Genomic DNA, 17813 nt, shown 5'->3' on the forward strand with positions numbered 1-17813 from the left:
ATGCGCGCGCAACGGTAAAATGCGATCTTTGACGCTGCCCGGCTGCTCACACTATGTATAAAGTCATTGCCACGGATCTCGACGGCACGCTGCTCAACGCCGATCACCAGGTGGACCCGTTCACGATCGCCACCGTGCGTAAGCTGGAAAGCGATGGGCTGCACTTCGTGATCGCCACGGGGCGCCACTACTGCGACGTTGCGGGCATTCGCGACCTGCTGGGCATCAAGGCGTACCTGATCACGTCGAACGGCGCGCGCATTCACGCGCCGGACAACACGGTGATCCACGCCGACGACCTGCCGCCGGCCATCGTGCAACGACTGGTGCAGCCGGAAATCGCCGGCGCGCACGGTCGTGTGATCGTCAACCTGTTCGCCGACCAGGCGTGGTTGATCGACCGCGATGCGCCGGATCTGCTGAAATTCCATCAGGATTCCGGCTTCACCTACGAGGTCACCGATTTGCCGAAGCACGACGGCGTCGACATTGCCAAGGCGCTCTACATCGGTGAGCCCGCCGATCTCGCGCAAATCTCGGCCAACCTGGCGCGCGAATTCGGCGACGCGCTGTACGTTACCTATTCGCTGCCGGATTGCCTGGAGGTGATGACGTCGAACGTATCGAAGGGGCGTGCTTTGCAGATCGTGCTCGAGCGCCTCGGCGTCGATGCCTCGCAATGCGTGGCGTTCGGCGACAACATGAACGATATCGACCTGCTGGAGACAGCCGGCCATCCGTTCATGATGAACAACGCCAATCCCGATCTCATCACGCGTCTGCCGAACGTGCCGCGCATCGGCAACAACTTCGAAGCGGGCGTCGCGCAGCATCTGCGCAAACTTTTCTCGCTCGACGGCGAACTGATGTCCTGAAAACGGACCGGCCCGCATCCTCTTTCGCGGATGCGGGCCGGTTGTTCGCGTTCCTACGCGACCTTACGAGCCAACGCTACGATCAGCCGTGCCATCCGCCACGGCGATCGCCACGGTCATCGTGACCCCAGTGGCGGTCGTTGTGATCCCAGCCGCGGTTATCCCGGTGGTCGTCGCGATAGTAGCCGCCGCGGTCGTAGCGATGGTCCCAGCCGCCGTTGCCGTAGTACACCGGCTGCGGCGCTGCGTAGACGGGGGCAGGCTGGGCATAAACCGGTGCGCCGAGCGACAGGCCGATATTCAGATCCGTATGCGCTTGCGCGACACCGCATGCGCCCGCCGCGAGTCCGGCAGCAACCAGCAAGTGAGTGACGATGCGTTTCATGTTGTTCTCCTGTGAGGCGACGTATGTTTGTCGCACAGGACCAATCTACGCATTCCGGTCTCTGGTTAGTGAGACGAGATGTTACGGACTGCAAGCATCGTCGCAGGGTTTGAAAGGCGGTAGAAGGAACCTTCGAACGCAACGCGCGACATGTGCTTTCCGCCCGAAGCCCCGTCAATAAGGTCTCCAGGCTCCTTGGACCGAGCCGGCATCCAGTTCCCCCCGCCTATTGCCGCAATTGGACGGCCGCGCTCGTAATCACGGCTTACATCTGTATTACCCAATTAATCAGCCGAGCCAGCGGAAGCACCCGCCGCAGCCGCGGAAGGCGCTCCCGGCAGTGCCGCGCATGGGCAGTCCGCGGCGCGGCCGTTCAGTCCCTGGCGGTCAAGCTTGAACGTAGCGTGGGCCGTGCCGTTTTGCCAGTTGAGGCGAACAATATAAATACTGTCGAAGTCGTCGCTTTGCCAGTTGGGGACATCGGCGGCATTGCCGCCATGTGTGCTCATCACCTGGCGCAGCAACTTCACGATCAGCTTGTGCTCCCACGCAACGACAATCAGCTTGCTGCGATTGGCGGGATTGACGAGCGCTGTACCGAGCTGGTCGATCTGGGCGAAGCCGTACGGCGTTTGCACCGGCATCTGGAACTGGATGGCGGTTGGCTCGATGGTCGCCAGCGGCCGGACATAGTAATAGGGATGGCCGCTGTCGTCCTTTTGCTGGCCGGGATCGGGCGCGTAGATCGCATCCGGTTTGCCGAACTTGGCGGCGATCACCGCCGGCAGGGCCAGCGCGCGGTTAAGCCCCTGACAATCGAGCTGGCCGTAACCCTTGGCGGGCTTCTCGCCGTGGCGCACGAATACGAGCGTTTCGGTATTGCTGTCCGCCGCATGGGCCGCAGGTAACGCCAGTACGCCTGCACACAAACCGCCGATGGAGAGTGCGACGCCATGCAGGAATCCGCGGAAACGGGTCATCGGTAGCACCTGTGCGAGCTTGGGAAGTCGCACGATTCTAGCAGCGGGTTATCGGCGGGCCACGGGCCGCGCGCGTTGTACGCAAAAACGAAACGGGCGCCGTAGCGCCCGCTTTGACTGCCTGGAATATGCACATCCGAGCACACCCGGGCACACCCGGCGCACTCGCTGATCAGTCGAGCGCCAGTTCCTGCGAATTGCTGCGGCGGCTTTCGGCGACGAACGGGTACAGCACGCCTGCGATCACCGCGCCGATAATCGGTGCGACCCAGAACATCCATAGCTGATCGACCGCTGCGCCGCCGACGAACAGCGCCGGACCGGTGGAGCGCGCCGGGTTGACCGACGTGTTGGTAACCGGAATCGAGATCAGGTGAATCAGCGTCAGGCACAGGCCGATGGCGATCGGCGCGAAACCAGCCGGCGCGCGCTTGTCGGTCGCGCCGAGGATGACGAACAGGAAGAAGCCGGTCATCACCACTTCGCAAATGAATGCGGCGGCGAGCGAGTATTGGCCCGGCGAGCGCTCACCGTAGCCGTTGCTGGCGAAACCGCTGGCAACGAGGTCGAAGCCCGGCTTGCCCGAGGCGATCAACGACAGCACCAGCGCACCCAGCACCGCGCCGATCACTTGCGCGACGATGTACGGCAGCAGGTCGCGGGCCGGAAAGCGGCCGGCGACGGTCAGGCCGACGCTCACCGCCGGATTCAGGTGGCAGCCGGAGATGTGGCCGATCGCATACGCCATTGTCAGCACAGTGAGGCCGAATGCGAGCGAGACGCCCACGAAACCGATACCCAGGCCGTGGACCGGGCCGGCGAAGTTAGCGGCGAGGACGGCGCTGCCGCAGCCCCCGAGCACGAGCCAGAAGGTGCCGAACAGCTCGGCAGCAAGGCGCTTTGACAACTGCATGATTTGTAATCCTAAAATGTTTGACGCTTGGAGTGGCATGAGTGCTAAGCGCAGGTGCATGCCATTGAGCGCGCAATTCTAGGGAAAGACAGCCGGATTAGGTGTCAAGAATTGTCAAAGTGGAGTCGCCTTTACCTATTATTACCAGATAAAGATCTCGTTTTACAATTCATCGACGCTTAATAATTATCAGATGATTTCTTCCTAAATCGGTATTATTGTCCATTGCGAATTTTTATAATTGCAGCTAGTCTGCGAGCGAATGAGTTCTAAAAAAGGGGAGAACCGATATGTCTCAATATGCAGACCTTAAGGCACAGATTGCCAAATTGCAGGCACAGGCAGACGAAGCCCGGCGTACTGAAGTCGACAATGTTGTCGCCGACATCCGCCAAAAGATCGCTGAATACGGTCTGACCGCGCAAGACCTCGGCTTTGCGGTGGCCGCCAAGCGTGGGCGCCCGCCGAAGAAGGCGCCGCTGCCGGCCAAGTACCAGGATCCGAAATCGGGCAATACCTGGAGCGGACGCGGCAAACCGCCAAAGTGGATTGTCGGCAAGAATCGCGAGCGCTTTCTGATTGGCGCGGTCTGAATGCCCTGCGGTCCGGGCGAAAGCCAACTGAAGGTTGATCGGTACCGGGTTGTTTATTCGCGTCGAGCTAATCCTGGATGGAAGCGCATCCATGGCTGTATTAAAAAAGCCGCCCTTGAGAGGCGGCTTTTCCGTAGTAGAAGCGGGTTAACTCTAGCTAACCGCTCGCGCAAACGATTCACCAGGCAAATTTACTCATGATTGGCGTGCAAATCGGAAAACGGCGGGAAAACGGCGTAAGCGGCAGAAGCACGACTTAAGCGGCTGAGCGGATAAAAACCTCAGTCGCTTAAGCACGCCGCTCAACCCACCGCTACCCGGCGCAACATTGGGCGGCGCGTCGCTTCGATCAGTGCCGAATAGCCGTCGACGTAATTCTGGGCCATTGTTTTCGAGCTGAAGCGGCGTTCGAACTGCGCGCGAATCTCGGTGCGCGACAGTTCGTCCAGACGCTGCAGCGCGGCGACCGCGCCTTGAACGTCTTCGACAATGTAGCCGGTCACGCCGTGGTCGATCACTTCCGGCACCGAACCGCGGTTGAAGGCGATCACCGGCGTGCCGCACGCCATCGATTCGATCATCACGAGGCCGAACGGCTCCGACCAGTCGATCGGGAACAGCAGCGCCTTGGCGCCCGACAGGAACTCGGGCTTCTGCGCCTCGTTGATCTCACCGACGAACTCCACGTGCGCCATGGAGAGCAGCGGTTCGATTTCCTTCTTGAAGTATTCCTGGTCGACCTTGTCCACCTTGGCGGCGATCTTCAGCGGCAGACCGCTTTGTGCAGCGATCTTGATAGCTGTATCGACGCGCTTCTCCGGACAGATACGGCCGAGGAACGCCAGGTATTCCGGCTTCTTGTGCGCCTGCGGTGTGAGCAGTTGCTCCGGCAGACCATGGTAAATCGTGTTCAGCCAGTTGGCCTGGGGCAGCGGCACGCGCTGCGAATCCGAGATCGACACCACCGGCACATTCGAGAACGCGTCGAACACCGGTTGCAGCTCCGGCAAGTCCAGACGGCCGTGAAGCGTTGTCACGAACGGCGTGTCCATGGTGGTGAAGAGCGGGAACGGCATGTAGTCGAGGTGAAAGTGCAGCACGTCGAACTCATGCGCGACCTTGCGCACCTTCTCCATCATCAGCACATGCGGAGCCAGCGCATCGCGAATCGTCGGGTCGAGGCGCAGCGCACGCGGCCAGCAGGCGTCGAGGTTCGCGGAGGTGACCGAGTCGCCGCTCGCAAACAGCGTGACGTCGTGGCCGAGATCGACCAGGGCCTCGGTCAGATACGAGACGACGCGTTCGGTGCCACCGTAGAGTTTCGGCGGGACAGCTTCGTACAACGGCGCAATTTGTGCGATTCGCATGCGTTTCTCCTGTTCAAAACGGCTTCGCACAACGGCGCTCGGGTCGAGCGAGGAGCGAATGCCTGACGGACGGTTGGGCGCGGTAAGCCGCCGCCCGGGGGTGTTCCGAACCTGCATCGGGTAATCCCTTAGCGTCATTATCAGGATCGGCCGCGCTAATTCGAGTTATTTTTCAAACACTTAATGTTGTTACAGCGCGAAACATGATGCGTTACAGGTCGGCAGGAGGCTGGCCCGATGGTCGGCAAGCACGACTGGATGGGCATCCAGACGCTGAAGGAACAGTAGCAAGGGGCGGTCCCGGAGACTGAAGCGCGCCCCTACACCAGGCGCGTTGCGCAGAAGTGAAAACGTCTTATAATTCTTCCTCACCGCTGCAAGGTGCGGATCGTGAGTCACTCAGGACTCACCATTTGGTTCACATTTCCGCTGAAGAATTAGCCAAAACGCATCGCCAGCCCCAAGCTGCGCGCCACTTCGCCTGCTTCAGCCTTCTTTCTAACCCCGCCGTGTAGGAAAAATTCCTACACGAATGACGGATTAATCCGTCAAACAGGCAGGGTGTCTGTCCGATTTTCGTCCGCTCCCCCTTTCGCCACAATGCTCGCAAGACCAGAAACGAGCCGATTCGTGCGGTTTAAGTGCGCGCGTTCGAGCAAACGTTTCCGTAACGGCCTGACCAGCCAGATACACCCGGGGGAATCATGAGCGCGACAAGCGAAATGCTCAATGAGATCAGAGAAGTCAACCTTTCTTATCTCCTGCTCGCCCAGCGTCTGCTGCGCGAAGACAAGCCGATGGGCATGTTTCGCATGGGGATTTCGGACCAGTTGGCCGACGTGCTCGCCAATCTGTCTTTGGCGCAGACCGTGAAGCTGGCGGCGTCCAATCAGGTGTTGTGCCGTTTCCGTTTCGATGACCATGCCGTGCTGTCCGCCCTTGCGGACAAAGGCAAATCCAGCGCCGTGGCCCAGGCGCATTCCGCGATCCTGATGGCAAGCCAGCCAGTCGAGCAACTCGGCTGATGGCAGCTTTTAGTTCAAATAAAGCGATCAGGTCGGGGGAAATGCGAGCGGATGGCATATAAAAGTGTTGTGCAGGAAGTCAGGGAAATTACCCTGGCCATCGAGCTGATCGAACTCGGCGCGCGTTTGCAATTGCTGGAAGCGGAAACCAGCCTGTCGCGCGACCGGCTTATCAAGCTGTATAAGGAGCTGAAAGGGGTGTCGCCGCCCAAGGGCATGTTGCCGTTTTCGACCGACTGGTTCATGACCTGGCAGCCGAACTTTCACTCATCGCTGTTCTACAACATCTACCGTTTCATGGCCGGCCACGGCGGCTGTCTGACGATCCAGTCGATTGTGAAGAGCTACCGGCTCTATCTGGAACATGTCCAGTTGCACGACGACGAGCCCGTGCTCAGTCTCACGCGCGCCTGGACGCTGGTGCGTTTCTTCGACTCCGGAATGCTGCAAATGACCACCTGTTGCCGGTGCGGCGGACATTTTGTCGCGCATGCGCACGATCCGCAGCACGCCTTCGTCTGCGGGTTGTGCCAGCCGCCGTCGCGCGCGGGTAAGACAAAGAAATTTGCCGACGCCCGGGCCCGCGAAAGCCTCGCCGCGCTCCAAATTTGAGCTGCAGGGCGATGCCGGCCCATGGTTCGCAACCCGGCGCGCAGCTCGTTACAACGCCCACACCCCCATTCGACAGGCCTTCCAGCCCGATCGGCCAACACCGGACCCGGCCGGGCCGGTTTAACCCGCCTCTGGTTTACACCGGAGCGACGAGCCGCTTTTCCGTCAAAGTTTTCTGCTCCGTTGCCGTAAACCAGATTAACGACGGTCACCGTCGCTTCTTTGTGAGGGCTCGGCAGTGCTGATTTTCGTGGGAACACTCGTGACGCTTCTGTCCGTTTTCGGCGGTTACGCGCTGGAAGGCGGCCATCTTGGCGCGCTGCTGCAACCCGTCGAAGTGCTGATGATTGTCGGCGCTGGCGTCGGCGCGTTCATTCTCGGTAACGGGATGAAGACGATCAAGGCGACGCTGCGCGTCATTCCAACCCTGTTCAAGGGCGCCAAGTACAACAAGGACGTGTACATGGAGCTGATGGCGCTCCTTTACGTCCTGCTGGCCAAGGCGCGCAAGGAAGGCACGCTGACGCTGGAAGCCGACATCGACGATCCGTCGAAGAGTCCGATCTTCACGCAGTATCCGAAGATCCTCGCCGACCATCACATCATCGAGTTCCTGACCGACTACCTGCGTCTGATGGTCGGCGGCAACATGAACGCGTTCGAGATCGAAAGCCTGATGGACGAGGAGATCGAAACGCATCACCAGGAAGGCGAGGCGCCCGCGCACGCCCTGAACAAGGTCGGCGACGCCATGCCGGCGTTCGGGATCGTGGCCGCGGTGATGGGCGTGGTGCACACCATGGCCTCCGCCGACAAGCCGCCCGCGGTGCTCGGCGAAATGATCGCCCAGGCGCTGGTCGGCACTTTCCTCGGGATTCTGCTTTCGTACGGGCTGATCGGACCGCTCGCGAGCGTCGCCGAACAGCGCGTGACCGAGTCGACCAAGATGTTCCAGTGCATCAAGGTGACTATTCTCGCCAGCCTGAATGGCTATGCGCCGGCGATTGCCGTCGAATTCGGCCGCAAGGTGCTCTTCTCGACTGAACGCCCGTCGTTCGCCGAGCTGGAAGAGCATGTGCGCCGCGTCAAAGCCAAGTAACGGGCGCCGGGAACCGATTCGATGAGCAAGGACAAAGACCGCGCCATTGTCGTCAAGCGCTCCGCGCCGGCCAAGAAAGGCCACCACGGCGGCGCGTGGAAGCTCGCATATGCGGACTTCATGACCGCGATGATGGCGTTCTTCCTGCTGATGTGGCTGCTGAGCTCGGCTTCCACCGTGCAGTTGAAGGGCATCGCCGATTACTTCAACCAGCCGTTGAAGATCACGCTGTGGGGCGGCGATCGCAGCGCCGAGGACTCGAGCATTCTGAAGGGCGGCGGCCGCGACATTTCGACCGACGCGCAGGGCGTGACGCGCTCGACCGATGGCACCAACAATCGCGCCGAGCGCACGGTCTCCCACAGCAACGACGACTCGGTCAAGCAGTTGCAGGGTGAGCTGGAACGCCGCGAGCAGGTCCGTCTGCACGATCTGCAGGTCAAGCTGATGGCCGCGATCGAAGCGAACCCGGTGCTGCGCCAGTTCAAGCAGCAGATCCGCATCGACTCGACGCTGACCGGCCTGCGCATCGAAATCGTCGACTCGCAGAAGCGGCCGATGTTCGCGACCGCGAAAGACGTGGTTGAGCCATACATGCGCGACATCCTGCGCGAAATCGGCCACACGCTGAACGACGTGCCAAACCGCATCATCGTGCAAGGTCACACCGACGCCGCGCAATACGCGGGCGGTGAGAAGGGCTACAGCAACTGGGAACTGTCCGCGGACCGCGCCAATGCGTCGCGCCGTGAGCTGATCGCCGGGGGCATGGACGAAGCGAAGGTGATGCGCGTGCTCGGCCTCGCGTCGACGCAGAACCTGAACAAGGCGGACCCGATGGACCCGGAAAACCGCCGCATCAGCATCATCGTACTGAACAGGAAGTCGGAGGAGGCGCTTGACCATGACGACTCCACCACGACCACCTTGTCGGACGACGCGGCCGGCTCCAAGCCGCTGCTGCAAAGACTTGCGCAACCGGTGACGGTTGCACCGAAGGTGCCGGCGGTAGCGCCGGCGGCCCAGTAACAGACAGCGATCGGCAGGCCGGTCCATGCGCCCAGGTGGCGCGGACGGCGGGCCGGTCCATAGCGTAAGTGCAGCGAGGTTTTCATGATCAGGCACATCCTGGCAATCGACGATTCGGCATCGATGCGGCAAATCCTCGCCGCAACGCTGACGACGGCCGGCTATGAAGTGACGCTCGCGGCGGACGGCAATGAAGGGCTCGAAAACGCGCTTGCCATGTCGTTCGACCTCGTGCTGACGGACCAGCACATGCCAGGCAAAACCGGCCTCGATCTGATCACGGAACTGCGCGGCAATCCGGCTTACCAGGCGACGCCCATCCTCGTCCTCACGACGGAATCGGGCGAGCCGTTCAAGGCGGCGGCGCGGGCCGCGGGAGCAACCGGCTGGATCGAAAAGCCGCTCGACCCCGACATGCTGACCGAACTGGTCGCGGCATTGGCCGAATCGGACAACGCATGAACGCCCCATAAGCGCCACCTTTACACAAGTTATAGAAGCTCTCGACGCGGCGGCACGACAGCCCAAGCGTAGACAGGAACTCTCGCGGTGACCCAGGCATGACACTCGACATCACTCAGTTCTATCAGACCTTCTTCGACGAAGCGGACGAACTGCTCGCGCAGATGGAGCAGTTGCTGCTCAATCTGGATATCGCGCACCCGGACCCCGAAGACCTCGCGGCGATTTTCCGCGCGGCGCATTCGATCAAGGGGGGCGCGGCGACGTTCGGTTTTACCGCACTGACGGAAACCACCCACATTCTCGAATCGCTGCTCGACCGCGCGCGCAATAACGAACTCGTGCTGCGCAAGGACATGATCGACACGTTCCTCGAAACCAAGGACGTGTTGTCGGGCCAGCTCGCCGACTACCGTGCGAGCGCCGAGCCGGATACGGCTGTGGCCAAGGCGATCTGCGCGAAGCTCGAACAGTTGCATGCGGAAAGCCGCCTGGGCGCCGAAGCGGCCGCGGCACCGGCAGCGGCCGTACCGGTGGCAGCCGTAGCATCAGTAGAAGCACAAACAGCAGGACAAGGCGGGACCCCGCCCGAGCACGTCGTCGAACAGGCGGTGCAGGCGGCGGGTGAATGGACTGACGGCGAACCGGCACAGACCGGACAAGCCGCGGGTACCGGTGATGCAGCCGGCCCCCATCTGAAAATTACGCTACGGGGCGTAGGTGAGAAGGACCAGGAACTGCTGTCCGAAGAGCTCGGCAACCTGGGCAACATCGTCGGGCAGGTCAAGAGCGGCGGCGATCTGACGCTGTGGCTCCAGACCGATGTGACCTCCGACGACATCATCGCCGTGTGCTGTTTCGTGATCGACGAAAGTCAGATCTCGATCGGCCGCGGCGCCGCACCGGCGGACGAGACGCAGCAAGGCGAACCTGGAACGCCCGACGCTGCCGATTCGACCCCGGCGCAAGCAGCACAGACGGCACCAGCACACCAGGCGGAGCAGGCAGCATCGTCGGCACCGGCGGCCCACACCGCTGCGCCCGCTCAAGCCGCCTCCACGCACGGACTATCCGACGCGCCGGCGTCGCCAGCGACTACGCCGGCGCCCGCCGCGGCTGCACCCGCAGCAGCGAGCAGCGCACCGGCGGCAGGCGTGGCAACAGGTGTGGCAGCAACCACGACGGCGACCGCCGAACAGGATCGCAAGGCAGCGCGGCCGGCCGCGGCGGCAGGCGGCGCGGAAGGCAGCTCGATTCGCGTCGGCGTCGAAAAGGTCGATCAACTAATCAACCTGGTCGGCGAACTGGTGATCACGCAGGCGATGTTGGCCGAGACCACCAGCACGTTCGATCCGGCGCTGCACGACCGGCTCTTCAACGGCATGGCGCAACTCGAGCGCAACGCGCGCGATCTGCAGGAAGCGGTGATGTCGATCCGCATGATGCCGATGGATTACGTGTTCAGCCGCTTCCCGCGTCTGGTGCGCGATCTGGCGGCGAAACTCGGCAAGGAAGTGGAACTCGTCACCTTCGGTCAGGCGACCGAACTCGACAAGAGCCTCATTGAACGGATTATCGATCCGTTGACTCACCTCGTGCGCAACAGTCTCGACCACGGTATCGAAACCGTGGAAGCGCGGCGTGCGGCGGGCAAGGATTCGACCGGCCAGTTGGTGTTGTCGGCGGCACACCATGGCGGCAACATCGTCATCGAAGTGAGCGACGACGGCGCCGGTCTGCGCCGCGACAAGATTCTCGCGAAGGCCGCCAAGCAGGGCATGCAGGTCAGCGAATCGATGTCCGACGAAGAAGTCTGGAACCTGATCTTCCTGCCGGGCTTCTCGACGGCGGAGCAGGTCACGGACGTCTCCGGCCGCGGCGTCGGCATGGACGTGGTGAAGCGCAACATCCAGTCGATGGGTGGTCACGTGGAAATCACCTCGCATGCGGGCAAGGGCAGCACCACGCGCATCGTCTTGCCGCTCACGCTGGCGATTCTCGACGGCATGTCGGTCAAGGTCGGCAACGAGATCTTCATTCTGCCGCTGAACTTCGTGATGGAGTCGCTGCAACCGCGTGCCGAGGACATCTACACGGTGGCCAACGGCGAGCGCGTGGTGCGCGTGCGCGGTGAATATCTGCCGCTCGTCGCGTTGCATGAAGTATTCACCGTCGACGACGCCAAGCAGGAACCGACGCAAGGCATCGTCACCATCATGCAAACCGAAGGGCGCCGCTTTGCGATGCTGATCGACGAGCTGGTGGGGCAGCAGCAGGTGGTCGTGAAGAATCTGGAAACGAATTACCGCAAGGTGCACGGCATTTCCGCCGCAACCATTCTCGGCGACGGCAGTGTCGCGCTGATCGTGGACGTGGCGGCGCTGAATCGCGAAACGCGCCATGCGCACGGCGCGATGAGCCTCGCATGACATTCGCAACACTCACTCAACTTATTTCATCCCAACCGTTTGGGGGCTAACGTGGCAGAAGTCCAATCCATCAATTCGAGCGTCGCGAACGCGAGCGGTACGAATGGCCGCCGCGACTCGCAGCAGGCGGACGCCGGCGGTCAGGAATTCCTCGTCTTCACGCTCGGCGCCGAAGAGTACGGCATCGACATTCTCAAGGTGCAGGAAATCCGCGGCTACGACAACGTGACGCGGATCGCCAATGCGCCTGAGTTCATCAAAGGCGTGATCAATCTGCGCGGCATCATCGTGCCGATCGTGGACATGCGCATCAAGTTTCATCTGGGCCGCGTCGAGTACGACCACCAGACCGTCGTGATCATCCTGAATGTCGCGCATCGCGTGGTCGGGATGGTGGTGGACGGTGTGTCGGACGTGCTGACGCTCGCCACCGACCAGATCATGCCGGCGCCGGAATTCGGCGCGACGCTGACGACCGAGTATCTGACGGGTCTGGGCACCGTCGACGGCCGCATGCTGATTCTGATGGACATCGAGAAGTTGATGACCAGCCGCGAAATGGCGCTGATCGAAACGCTGAGCGCGTAAGCATCACTACGCGCCAGTACGAAAGACAGATCGAACAGGGAGCATCAAGATGCTGAGCAGGTGGTCGATTCGCACATCGTTGACGATGGTGGGGATCATTCTGGTTGCGCTGACCGTCGTGGTCGGCGCGCTTGGTCTGACCGCGCTGAACAGCGCGAGCCAGTCGCTCGACCGTATCGCGCGCGGCGATCTGGTCGCCATTCACGCGCTCGACGATGCGTCGGCGTACCTGTTGCGTTCGCGCGTGACGCTGGACCGCGTCACCGCGTTGAGCACCGCTGGCGACACCGAGCAGGCGAAGACGGCGCTTGATCGTGCGCAAGTGCTGCTCGCCAAGTCAAGCGAAAACTGGCAGCTGTTTCTCAACGCACCGAAGAACGGCGTTGACCAGACGCTGCTCGACGATCTGACGGCGCGCCGCACGACTCTGACGCGAGACGGCGTCGATCCGGAGTTCGCCGCGCTGCGGGCGAACGATCCAGCGGCCTATCACGCGATCGCCGATACCAAGATTCCCCCGATGTTCCTTGCGTACGACAACGTTGCGTCCAATGTGATCAAGGCGATGCAGCAGCATGCGGTGGATCAGCAGTCGAGCGCGCAATCGAACATTTCGCTGATGACCACGCTGATCATCGGCGTCACCGTGATCGCGCTGCTGCTGGTGGTGGGCATCCGCCTTGCGCTGCGCGGCCTGATCGTGCAGCCGCTGAACGATGCGACGGCGTGCTTCGAACGGATCGCCTCGGGCGATCTGTCCGAGCAGATCAACGTGTTCAGCCGTAACGAAATCGGCCGCCTGTTCGCCGGCATCAAGCGCATGCAGGAAAGCATGGCGACGATGGTGACGGCGGTTCACAGCAGCACCGAATCGATCGACACCGGCGCGCGTGAAATCGCGATGGGCAACACCGATCTGTCGCAACGCACCGAGCAGCAGGCCGCGTCGCTTCAGGAAACCGCTTCGAGCATGGAGCAACTGACCGGCACCGTGCGCCAGAACGCCGAGAACGCGCGCCAGGCGAGCCAGTTGGCTGTCAATGCGTCGGATATCGCGACGCGCGGCGGCGACGTGGTGAGCCAGGTCGTCACGACCATGCAGGACATCGCGACCAGTTCGAACAAGGTCGTCGACATCATCGGCGTGATCGAAGGCATTGCCTTCCAGACCAACATTCTCGCGCTGAACGCGGCGGTCGAAGCCGCGCGGGCCGGCGAGCAGGGCCGCGGTTTCGCGGTGGTCGCGGGCGAAGTGCGCAGCCTCGCGCAGCGCAGCGCCAGCGCCGCGAAGGAAATCAAGGAACTGATCGGCGACTCTGTCGACAAGGTGCAAAGCGGCTCAGCCCTGGTGGGCCGCGCGGGCACCACGATGGACGAGATCGTGCAGGCGGTGCGCCGCGTGACCGACATCATGGGCGAAATCAGCGCGGCTTCCGAAGAGCAGTCGGGCGGCATCGAACAGGTGAATCGCGCAGTCGTGCAGATGGACGAAGTGACGCAGCAGAACGCCGCGCTGGTCGAACAGGCCGCGGCTGCGGCGGCGTCGCTCGAAGACCAGACGCGTCAGTTGCAAGCGGTGGTGAGCGGCTGGAAAGTAGCCGGCGGCCAGACGCGCAGCGTCGCCACTGCAGCGCGTCCGCAAGCGGCGGCACGTTCGAACGGCGGCAAGAGCGGCAGCCAGCGCGTGCAGCCCGCAAAAGCCGCGCCGCAAGCGACCGCACACGCCGCAGCGCATCCGGCAGCAGGCAAGGCGGCCGGTGCGGCAAGCTCGGCAGCGCATGCAACACCGGCTTCGGCCACCCAGGGTGCCGACACCGCGCGTGTGGAACCGGCTCTCAAACCGAAGACGGCCCGCGCCGCATCCGACTCCGCAGCACGTCCGGCCGCAGCAGGCGCCGCGTCGGCAGGATCGGACGCGGACTGGCAAACGTTCTAGGAAGTGGCACAAAGACATGCGGTCATTCGGCATCTCGCTCCGTGAGGGGCGAATCATCGAAGCACGCTTAAGAGGCGTGTCGCGGGCCGACCGCGTGTTGGCAGAACTCGCGGGCGGGCGCGACCCCGCGAACACAACCCCTTTCGCCAGAAGCAATGCAGTTGGCGAAAAGCGGGATGGCTCGTATTGCAGGCAGGAACTTTCATAATGGCAACGCGCGCACAGCAATCTTCGCAACCGGCTAGATCCGGCGAGCAAGGACGGGATTTCGAATTCACGTCGGCGGATTTCGCTCGCATTCGCGATCTGATTCATCGCAGCGCGGGCATTTCGTTGTCGGATCACAAGCGCGATATGGCGTACAGCCGTCTGGCGCGCCGGCTGCGTGCCCGTGGCCTCGAGAGCTTCAAACAGTACCTCGATCTGCTCGAAGCGGAAAACGATCCGGCAGAGTGGGAAGCGTTCACCAATGCGCTGACCACCAACCTGACCGCGTTCTTCCGCGAAGCCCATCACTTTCCGATCCTGGCCGAGTTCGTGCCGCGCCGCGCGCAGCCGGTGTCGGTCTGGTGCTCGGCGGCCTCGACCGGTGAGGAACCGTATTCGATCGCGATGACGCTGATCGAAGCGCTCGGCGACAGCGGCGCACGTCAGGCCAGCGTGCTCGCCACCGACATCGACACGCAAGTGCTGGCGAAAGCCGAAGCCGGCATGTATCAGTTCGACCAGGTGAAGCACCTGTCGCCCGAGCGGCTCAAGCGCTTCTTCCTGAAAGGCACCGGCGCGCACGCCGGCATGGTCAAGGTGCGCCCGGAAGTGCGCGCGATGGTGCGCTTCGAACAACTGAATCTGACCGACCGCGATTACCAGTTGCGCTCGCAGTTCGACGCGATCTTCTGCCGCAACGTGATGATCTATTTCGACAAGCCGACGCAGGCGCAGGTGCTCGGGCGCTTCGAGCCGCTGATGAAATCGGGTGGTTTGCTGTTCGCCGGCCACTCGGAAAACTTCACCTATGTGACGCAGGCGTTCAAGCTGCGCGGTCAGACCGTCTATGAACTGACGCGCGACACAGGCGCCGCACGCACGCCGGCACGCGCCACGAGCCATGCCGGCAGTGCAACGGCGAGCGGGGTGGCCGCATGAGCAGCAGCCTGCCGATCGCCTCCAATCTGTACTTCGACAACCACTTCCAGCGCCCCGGCGTGAAGCTGTTGCCGAACGAGTTTTACACGACGAGCGAAGATATGGTGCTCGTCACCGTGCTCGGTTCGTGTGTCGCGGCCTGCATTCAGGACCGCACGGCCGGCATTGGCGGCATGAATCACTTCATGCTGCCCGACGACGGCGCCGACGCCGGCCAGCCCGCGTCGGATTCGATGCGCTATGGCGCGTACGCCATGGAAGTGCTGATCAACGAGCTGATCAAGGCCGGTGGCCGGCGCGAGCGATTCGAAGCCAAGGTGTTCGGCGGCGGCGCGGTGCTGGCCGGCATGACGACGATGAACATCGGCGATCGCAATTCGGAATTCGTGCGCCGCTATCTGGCGCTCGAAAAGATCCGCATCGTCGCTGAGGATTTGCAGGGCAATCATCCGCGCAAGGTCGCTTTCATGCCGCGCACTGGCCAGGTGATGGTGAAGAAGTTGCGCCTGCAGCAGGAAGCGGGCGTGGCCGAGCGCGAACAGGCGCTGATGCGGCAAAGTGCCGAAGCGCGTACCGAGCGGCTCGCGGCGGCACGCAAACGGGTCGAGTTGTTCTCGACGCCGGCCGCCACGCGGCCCAAGGTCGAACTGTTCGGCGCGGCGGGCGGCGGTGCGGGCGCAGGTGCTACGAAGCCGCGCATCGAACTGTTCGGCGCAAGCCCGCGCCCGATTAACTCAAACAACGCCAGAACTACAGAGGAGGCGTGAGCGCTGTGCAAAAGATCAAAGTACTGTGCGTCGACGATTCGGCGCTGATCCGCAGCCTGATGACGGAAATCATCAACGGCCAGCCGGACATGACCGTCGTGGCGACCGCGCCCGACCCGCTGGTCGCGCGCGATCTCATCAAGCAGCACAATCCGGACGTGCTGACACTCGACGTCGAAATGCCGCGCATGGACGGTCTGGACTTCCTCGAGAAGCTGATGCGCCTGCGGCCGATGCCGGTCGTGATGGTGTCGTCGCTGACCGAGCGTGGCAATGAAATCACGCTGCGCGCGCTGGAACTGGGGGCGGTCGACTTCGTCACCAAGCCGAAGGTTGGCATTCGCGACGGCATGCTCGACTACTCGGAAAAGCTCGCCGACAAGATTCGCGCCGCGGCCCGTGCACGGGTGCGCCAGGCCGCGCCGGTGCAGCACGCGGCCGCGCATGCGGCGCATGCGCCCGCTGCCGCCGCGCCGCTCTTCAACAATCCGCTGCTCAGTACCGAGAAGCTGATTATTGTCGGCGCGTCGACGGGCGGCACCGAAGCGATCCGCGAAGTGCTGGTTCCGCTGCCGCCGGATGCGCCTGCCGTGCTGATCGCGCAGCATATGCCGCCGGGTTTCACAAAATCTTTTGCGCAACGCCTTAATGGTTTGTGCCGGATTACCGTTAAAGAGGCAGAGCACGGCGAACGCGTGCTGCCGGGACATGCGTATATCGCGCCCGGCCACGCTCACCTGTTGCTGGCCCGCAGCGGCGCGAACTATATTGCGCATCTGTCGGACGAGCCGCCGGTGAACCGGCACCGTCCGTCGGTGGACGTGCTGTTCCGTTCGGCTGCACAGCACGCCGGCAAGAATGCGGTAGGCGTGATCCTGACCGGAATGGGGCGCGATGGCGCCGCCGGACTACTGGACATGAAAAAAGCAGGGGCGTATACCCTTGCACAGGACGAGGCGAGCTGTATCGTATTCGGCATGCCGCGCGAAGCCATTGCGCTCGGCGCCGCGGACGAAATTGCATCGCTGCCGGAAATGAGCCGACGCGTGATGGCGCGTCTGTCGTCAATGGGCGACCGCGTGCAGCGGGTATGATGCGCGGGCCTGACGGCGAGCGCCAGGCATGGGACCGGAACACGTAACTCCGGTCGACGCGAATCGGAATGAACCGGCGGTCATGCGCCGCATCATGGATCAAGCAAAGGGAATGAAATGGATAAGGGAATGAAGATTCTGGTGGTTGACGACTTTCCGACGATGCGCCGGATTGTTCGCAACCTGCTCAAAGAGCTCGGCTACTCGAACGTCGACGAGGCGGAAGACGGGCAGGCCGGCCTCGCGCGTTTGCGCAGCGGGGCGTATGACTTCGTGATATCCGACTGGAACATGCCGAACCTGGACGGTCTGGCCATGCTCAAGGAAATCCGCGCCGACGCCCACCTGACGCATCTGCCGGTGCTGATGGTGACGGCCGAGTCGAAGAAGGAAAACATCATCGCGGCGGCTCAGGCCGGCGCGAGCGGTTATGTCGTCAAGCCGTTCACGGCCGCGACGCTCGACGAGAAGCTCAACAAGATTCTCGAGAAGATGGCGAAAGCCGGGAGCTGA

18 protein-coding genes are annotated in these 17813 nt (G+C 62.5%); 14 read left to right on the forward strand and 4 right to left on the reverse strand.

Going from position 1 to position 17813, the window contains the following annotated elements; all coding sequences use genetic code 11:
* Positions 1 to 53: 53 nt before the first annotated feature.
* Complete coding sequence (locus P3T25_RS11545; RefSeq protein WP_171927647.1) at positions 54 to 875, forward strand: Cof-type HAD-IIB family hydrolase; 822 nt, start codon at positions 54 to 56, stop codon at positions 873 to 875.
* Positions 876 to 957: 82 nt separating this feature from the next.
* Here the strand turns inward: P3T25_RS11545 and P3T25_RS11550 are convergent, their stop codons facing one another.
* The 3 genes from P3T25_RS11550 to aqpZ form a co-directional block, all read right to left on the reverse strand.
* Positions 958 to 1260, reverse strand: a complete 303-nt coding sequence (locus tag P3T25_RS11550) for a PXPV repeat protein (protein WP_429358137.1) — start codon at positions 1258 to 1260, stop codon at positions 958 to 960.
* A 284-nt stretch (positions 1261 to 1544) separates the two neighbouring features.
* Entirely contained in the window at positions 1545 to 2240 is a 696-nt protein-coding gene (locus P3T25_RS11555) for a histidine phosphatase family protein (protein WP_429358138.1), read from the reverse strand.
* Positions 2241 to 2412: 172 nt separating this feature from the next.
* Positions 2413 to 3153: an aquaporin Z gene (gene aqpZ, locus P3T25_RS11560; RefSeq protein ID WP_171927644.1), complete on the reverse strand. Its 741-nt coding sequence runs from the start codon at positions 3151 to 3153 to the stop codon at positions 2413 to 2415.
* Between the two features lie 290 nt (positions 3154 to 3443).
* Here aqpZ and P3T25_RS11565 point away from each other — a divergent pair, with 290 nt between their 5' ends.
* On the forward strand, positions 3444 to 3746 hold the full coding sequence (locus P3T25_RS11565) for an H-NS family nucleoid-associated regulatory protein (protein ID WP_054038506.1): 303 nt from the start codon (positions 3444 to 3446) through the stop codon (positions 3744 to 3746).
* Between the two features lie 302 nt (positions 3747 to 4048).
* Here the strand turns inward: P3T25_RS11565 and P3T25_RS11570 are convergent, their stop codons facing one another.
* Complete coding sequence (locus P3T25_RS11570; protein WP_154559871.1) at positions 4049 to 5113, reverse strand: glycosyltransferase family 4 protein; 1065 nt, start codon at positions 5111 to 5113, stop codon at positions 4049 to 4051.
* Positions 5114 to 5817: 704 nt separating this feature from the next.
* Here P3T25_RS11570 and flhD point away from each other — a divergent pair.
* The 12 genes from flhD to cheY all read left to right on the forward strand — a co-directional run bounded on the left by flhD (position 5818) and on the right by cheY (position 17813).
* Complete coding sequence (gene flhD / locus P3T25_RS11575) at positions 5818 to 6138, forward strand: flagellar transcriptional regulator FlhD (protein WP_006050893.1); 321 nt, start codon at positions 5818 to 5820, stop codon at positions 6136 to 6138.
* 51 nt (positions 6139 to 6189) lie between these two features.
* A complete protein-coding gene (flhC, locus tag P3T25_RS11580) occupies positions 6190 to 6750 on the forward strand; it encodes a flagellar transcriptional regulator FlhC (RefSeq protein ID WP_171927643.1) in 561 nt (186 codons plus the stop codon).
* Between the two features lie 238 nt (positions 6751 to 6988).
* Positions 6989 to 7849 (forward strand): flagellar motor stator protein MotA, encoded by an 861-nt coding sequence (gene motA, locus P3T25_RS11585; RefSeq protein WP_006050895.1) that lies wholly within the window; start codon positions 6989 to 6991, stop codon positions 7847 to 7849.
* Between the two features lie 21 nt (positions 7850 to 7870).
* Positions 7871 to 8878: a flagellar motor protein MotB gene (gene motB, locus P3T25_RS11590; protein ID WP_154559868.1), complete on the forward strand. Its 1008-nt coding sequence runs from the start codon at positions 7871 to 7873 to the stop codon at positions 8876 to 8878.
* An 84-nt stretch (positions 8879 to 8962) separates the two neighbouring features.
* Positions 8963 to 9340 (forward strand): response regulator, encoded by a 378-nt coding sequence (locus P3T25_RS11595; RefSeq protein WP_154559867.1) that lies wholly within the window; start codon positions 8963 to 8965, stop codon positions 9338 to 9340.
* A gap of 98 nt (positions 9341 to 9438) precedes the next feature.
* The gene (gene cheA / locus P3T25_RS11600; RefSeq protein WP_429358139.1) at positions 9439 to 11769 is read left to right on the forward strand and encodes a chemotaxis protein CheA; all 2331 of its coding nucleotides are present in this window, start codon (positions 9439 to 9441) and stop codon (positions 11767 to 11769) included.
* A 51-nt stretch (positions 11770 to 11820) separates the two neighbouring features.
* A complete protein-coding gene (gene cheW / locus P3T25_RS11605; RefSeq protein WP_097390704.1) occupies positions 11821 to 12357 on the forward strand; it encodes a chemotaxis protein CheW in 537 nt (178 codons plus the stop codon).
* A 49-nt stretch (positions 12358 to 12406) separates the two neighbouring features.
* Positions 12407 to 14293 carry a methyl-accepting chemotaxis protein gene (locus P3T25_RS11610; RefSeq protein WP_154559864.1) on the forward strand — a complete coding sequence of 629 codons (1887 nt, stop codon included), beginning with the start codon at positions 12407 to 12409 and terminating at the stop codon, positions 14291 to 14293.
* Positions 14294 to 14497: 204 nt separating this feature from the next.
* The gene (locus P3T25_RS11615) at positions 14498 to 15439 is read left to right on the forward strand and encodes a CheR family methyltransferase (protein WP_171927657.1); all 942 of its coding nucleotides are present in this window, start codon (positions 14498 to 14500) and stop codon (positions 15437 to 15439) included.
* On the forward strand, positions 15436 to 16206 hold the full coding sequence (gene cheD, locus P3T25_RS11620; protein ID WP_154559862.1) for a chemoreceptor glutamine deamidase CheD: 771 nt from the start codon (positions 15436 to 15438) through the stop codon (positions 16204 to 16206). The genes P3T25_RS11615 and cheD overlap by 4 nt, the downstream gene beginning before the upstream one ends.
* A gap of 5 nt (positions 16207 to 16211) precedes the next feature.
* Positions 16212 to 17300, forward strand: a complete 1089-nt coding sequence (locus P3T25_RS11625) for a protein-glutamate methylesterase/protein-glutamine glutaminase (protein WP_168435652.1) — start codon at positions 16212 to 16214, stop codon at positions 17298 to 17300.
* Positions 17301 to 17417: 117 nt separating this feature from the next.
* Positions 17418 to 17813: a chemotaxis response regulator CheY gene (cheY, locus tag P3T25_RS11630; RefSeq protein ID WP_093640812.1), complete on the forward strand. Its 396-nt coding sequence runs from the start codon at positions 17418 to 17420 to the stop codon at positions 17811 to 17813.

The organism is Paraburkholderia sp. GAS32 (assembly GCF_050434225.1).
In the GTDB taxonomy this organism is placed as follows: domain Bacteria; phylum Pseudomonadota; class Gammaproteobacteria; order Burkholderiales; family Burkholderiaceae; genus Paraburkholderia; species Paraburkholderia madseniana.

Coding starts and splice junctions, on each gene's coding strand:
- P3T25_RS11545 (WP_171927647.1), top strand. CDS start 54: ATGTATAAAGTCATTGCCACGGATCTCGACGGCACGCTGCTCAACGCC.
- P3T25_RS11550 (WP_429358137.1), bottom strand. CDS start 1,260: ATGAAACGCATCGTCACTCACTTGCTGGTTGCTGCCGGACTCGCGGCG.
- P3T25_RS11555 (WP_429358138.1), bottom strand. CDS start 2,240: ATGACCCGTTTCCGCGGATTCCTGCATGGCGTCGCACTCTCCATCGGC.
- aqpZ (WP_171927644.1), bottom strand. CDS start 3,153: ATGCAGTTGTCAAAGCGCCTTGCTGCCGAGCTGTTCGGCACCTTCTGG.
- P3T25_RS11565 (WP_054038506.1), top strand. CDS start 3,444: ATGTCTCAATATGCAGACCTTAAGGCACAGATTGCCAAATTGCAGGCA.
- P3T25_RS11570 (WP_154559871.1), bottom strand. CDS start 5,113: ATGCGAATCGCACAAATTGCGCCGTTGTACGAAGCTGTCCCGCCGAAA.
- flhD (WP_006050893.1), top strand. CDS start 5,818: ATGAGCGCGACAAGCGAAATGCTCAATGAGATCAGAGAAGTCAACCTT.
- flhC (WP_171927643.1), top strand. CDS start 6,190: ATGGCATATAAAAGTGTTGTGCAGGAAGTCAGGGAAATTACCCTGGCC.
- motB (WP_154559868.1), top strand. CDS start 7,871: ATGAGCAAGGACAAAGACCGCGCCATTGTCGTCAAGCGCTCCGCGCCG.
- P3T25_RS11595 (WP_154559867.1), top strand. CDS start 8,963: ATGATCAGGCACATCCTGGCAATCGACGATTCGGCATCGATGCGGCAA.
- cheA (WP_429358139.1), top strand. CDS start 9,439: ATGACACTCGACATCACTCAGTTCTATCAGACCTTCTTCGACGAAGCG.
- P3T25_RS11610 (WP_154559864.1), top strand. CDS start 12,407: ATGCTGAGCAGGTGGTCGATTCGCACATCGTTGACGATGGTGGGGATC.
- cheD (WP_154559862.1), top strand. CDS start 15,436: ATGAGCAGCAGCCTGCCGATCGCCTCCAATCTGTACTTCGACAACCAC.
- cheY (WP_093640812.1), top strand. CDS start 17,418: ATGGATAAGGGAATGAAGATTCTGGTGGTTGACGACTTTCCGACGATG.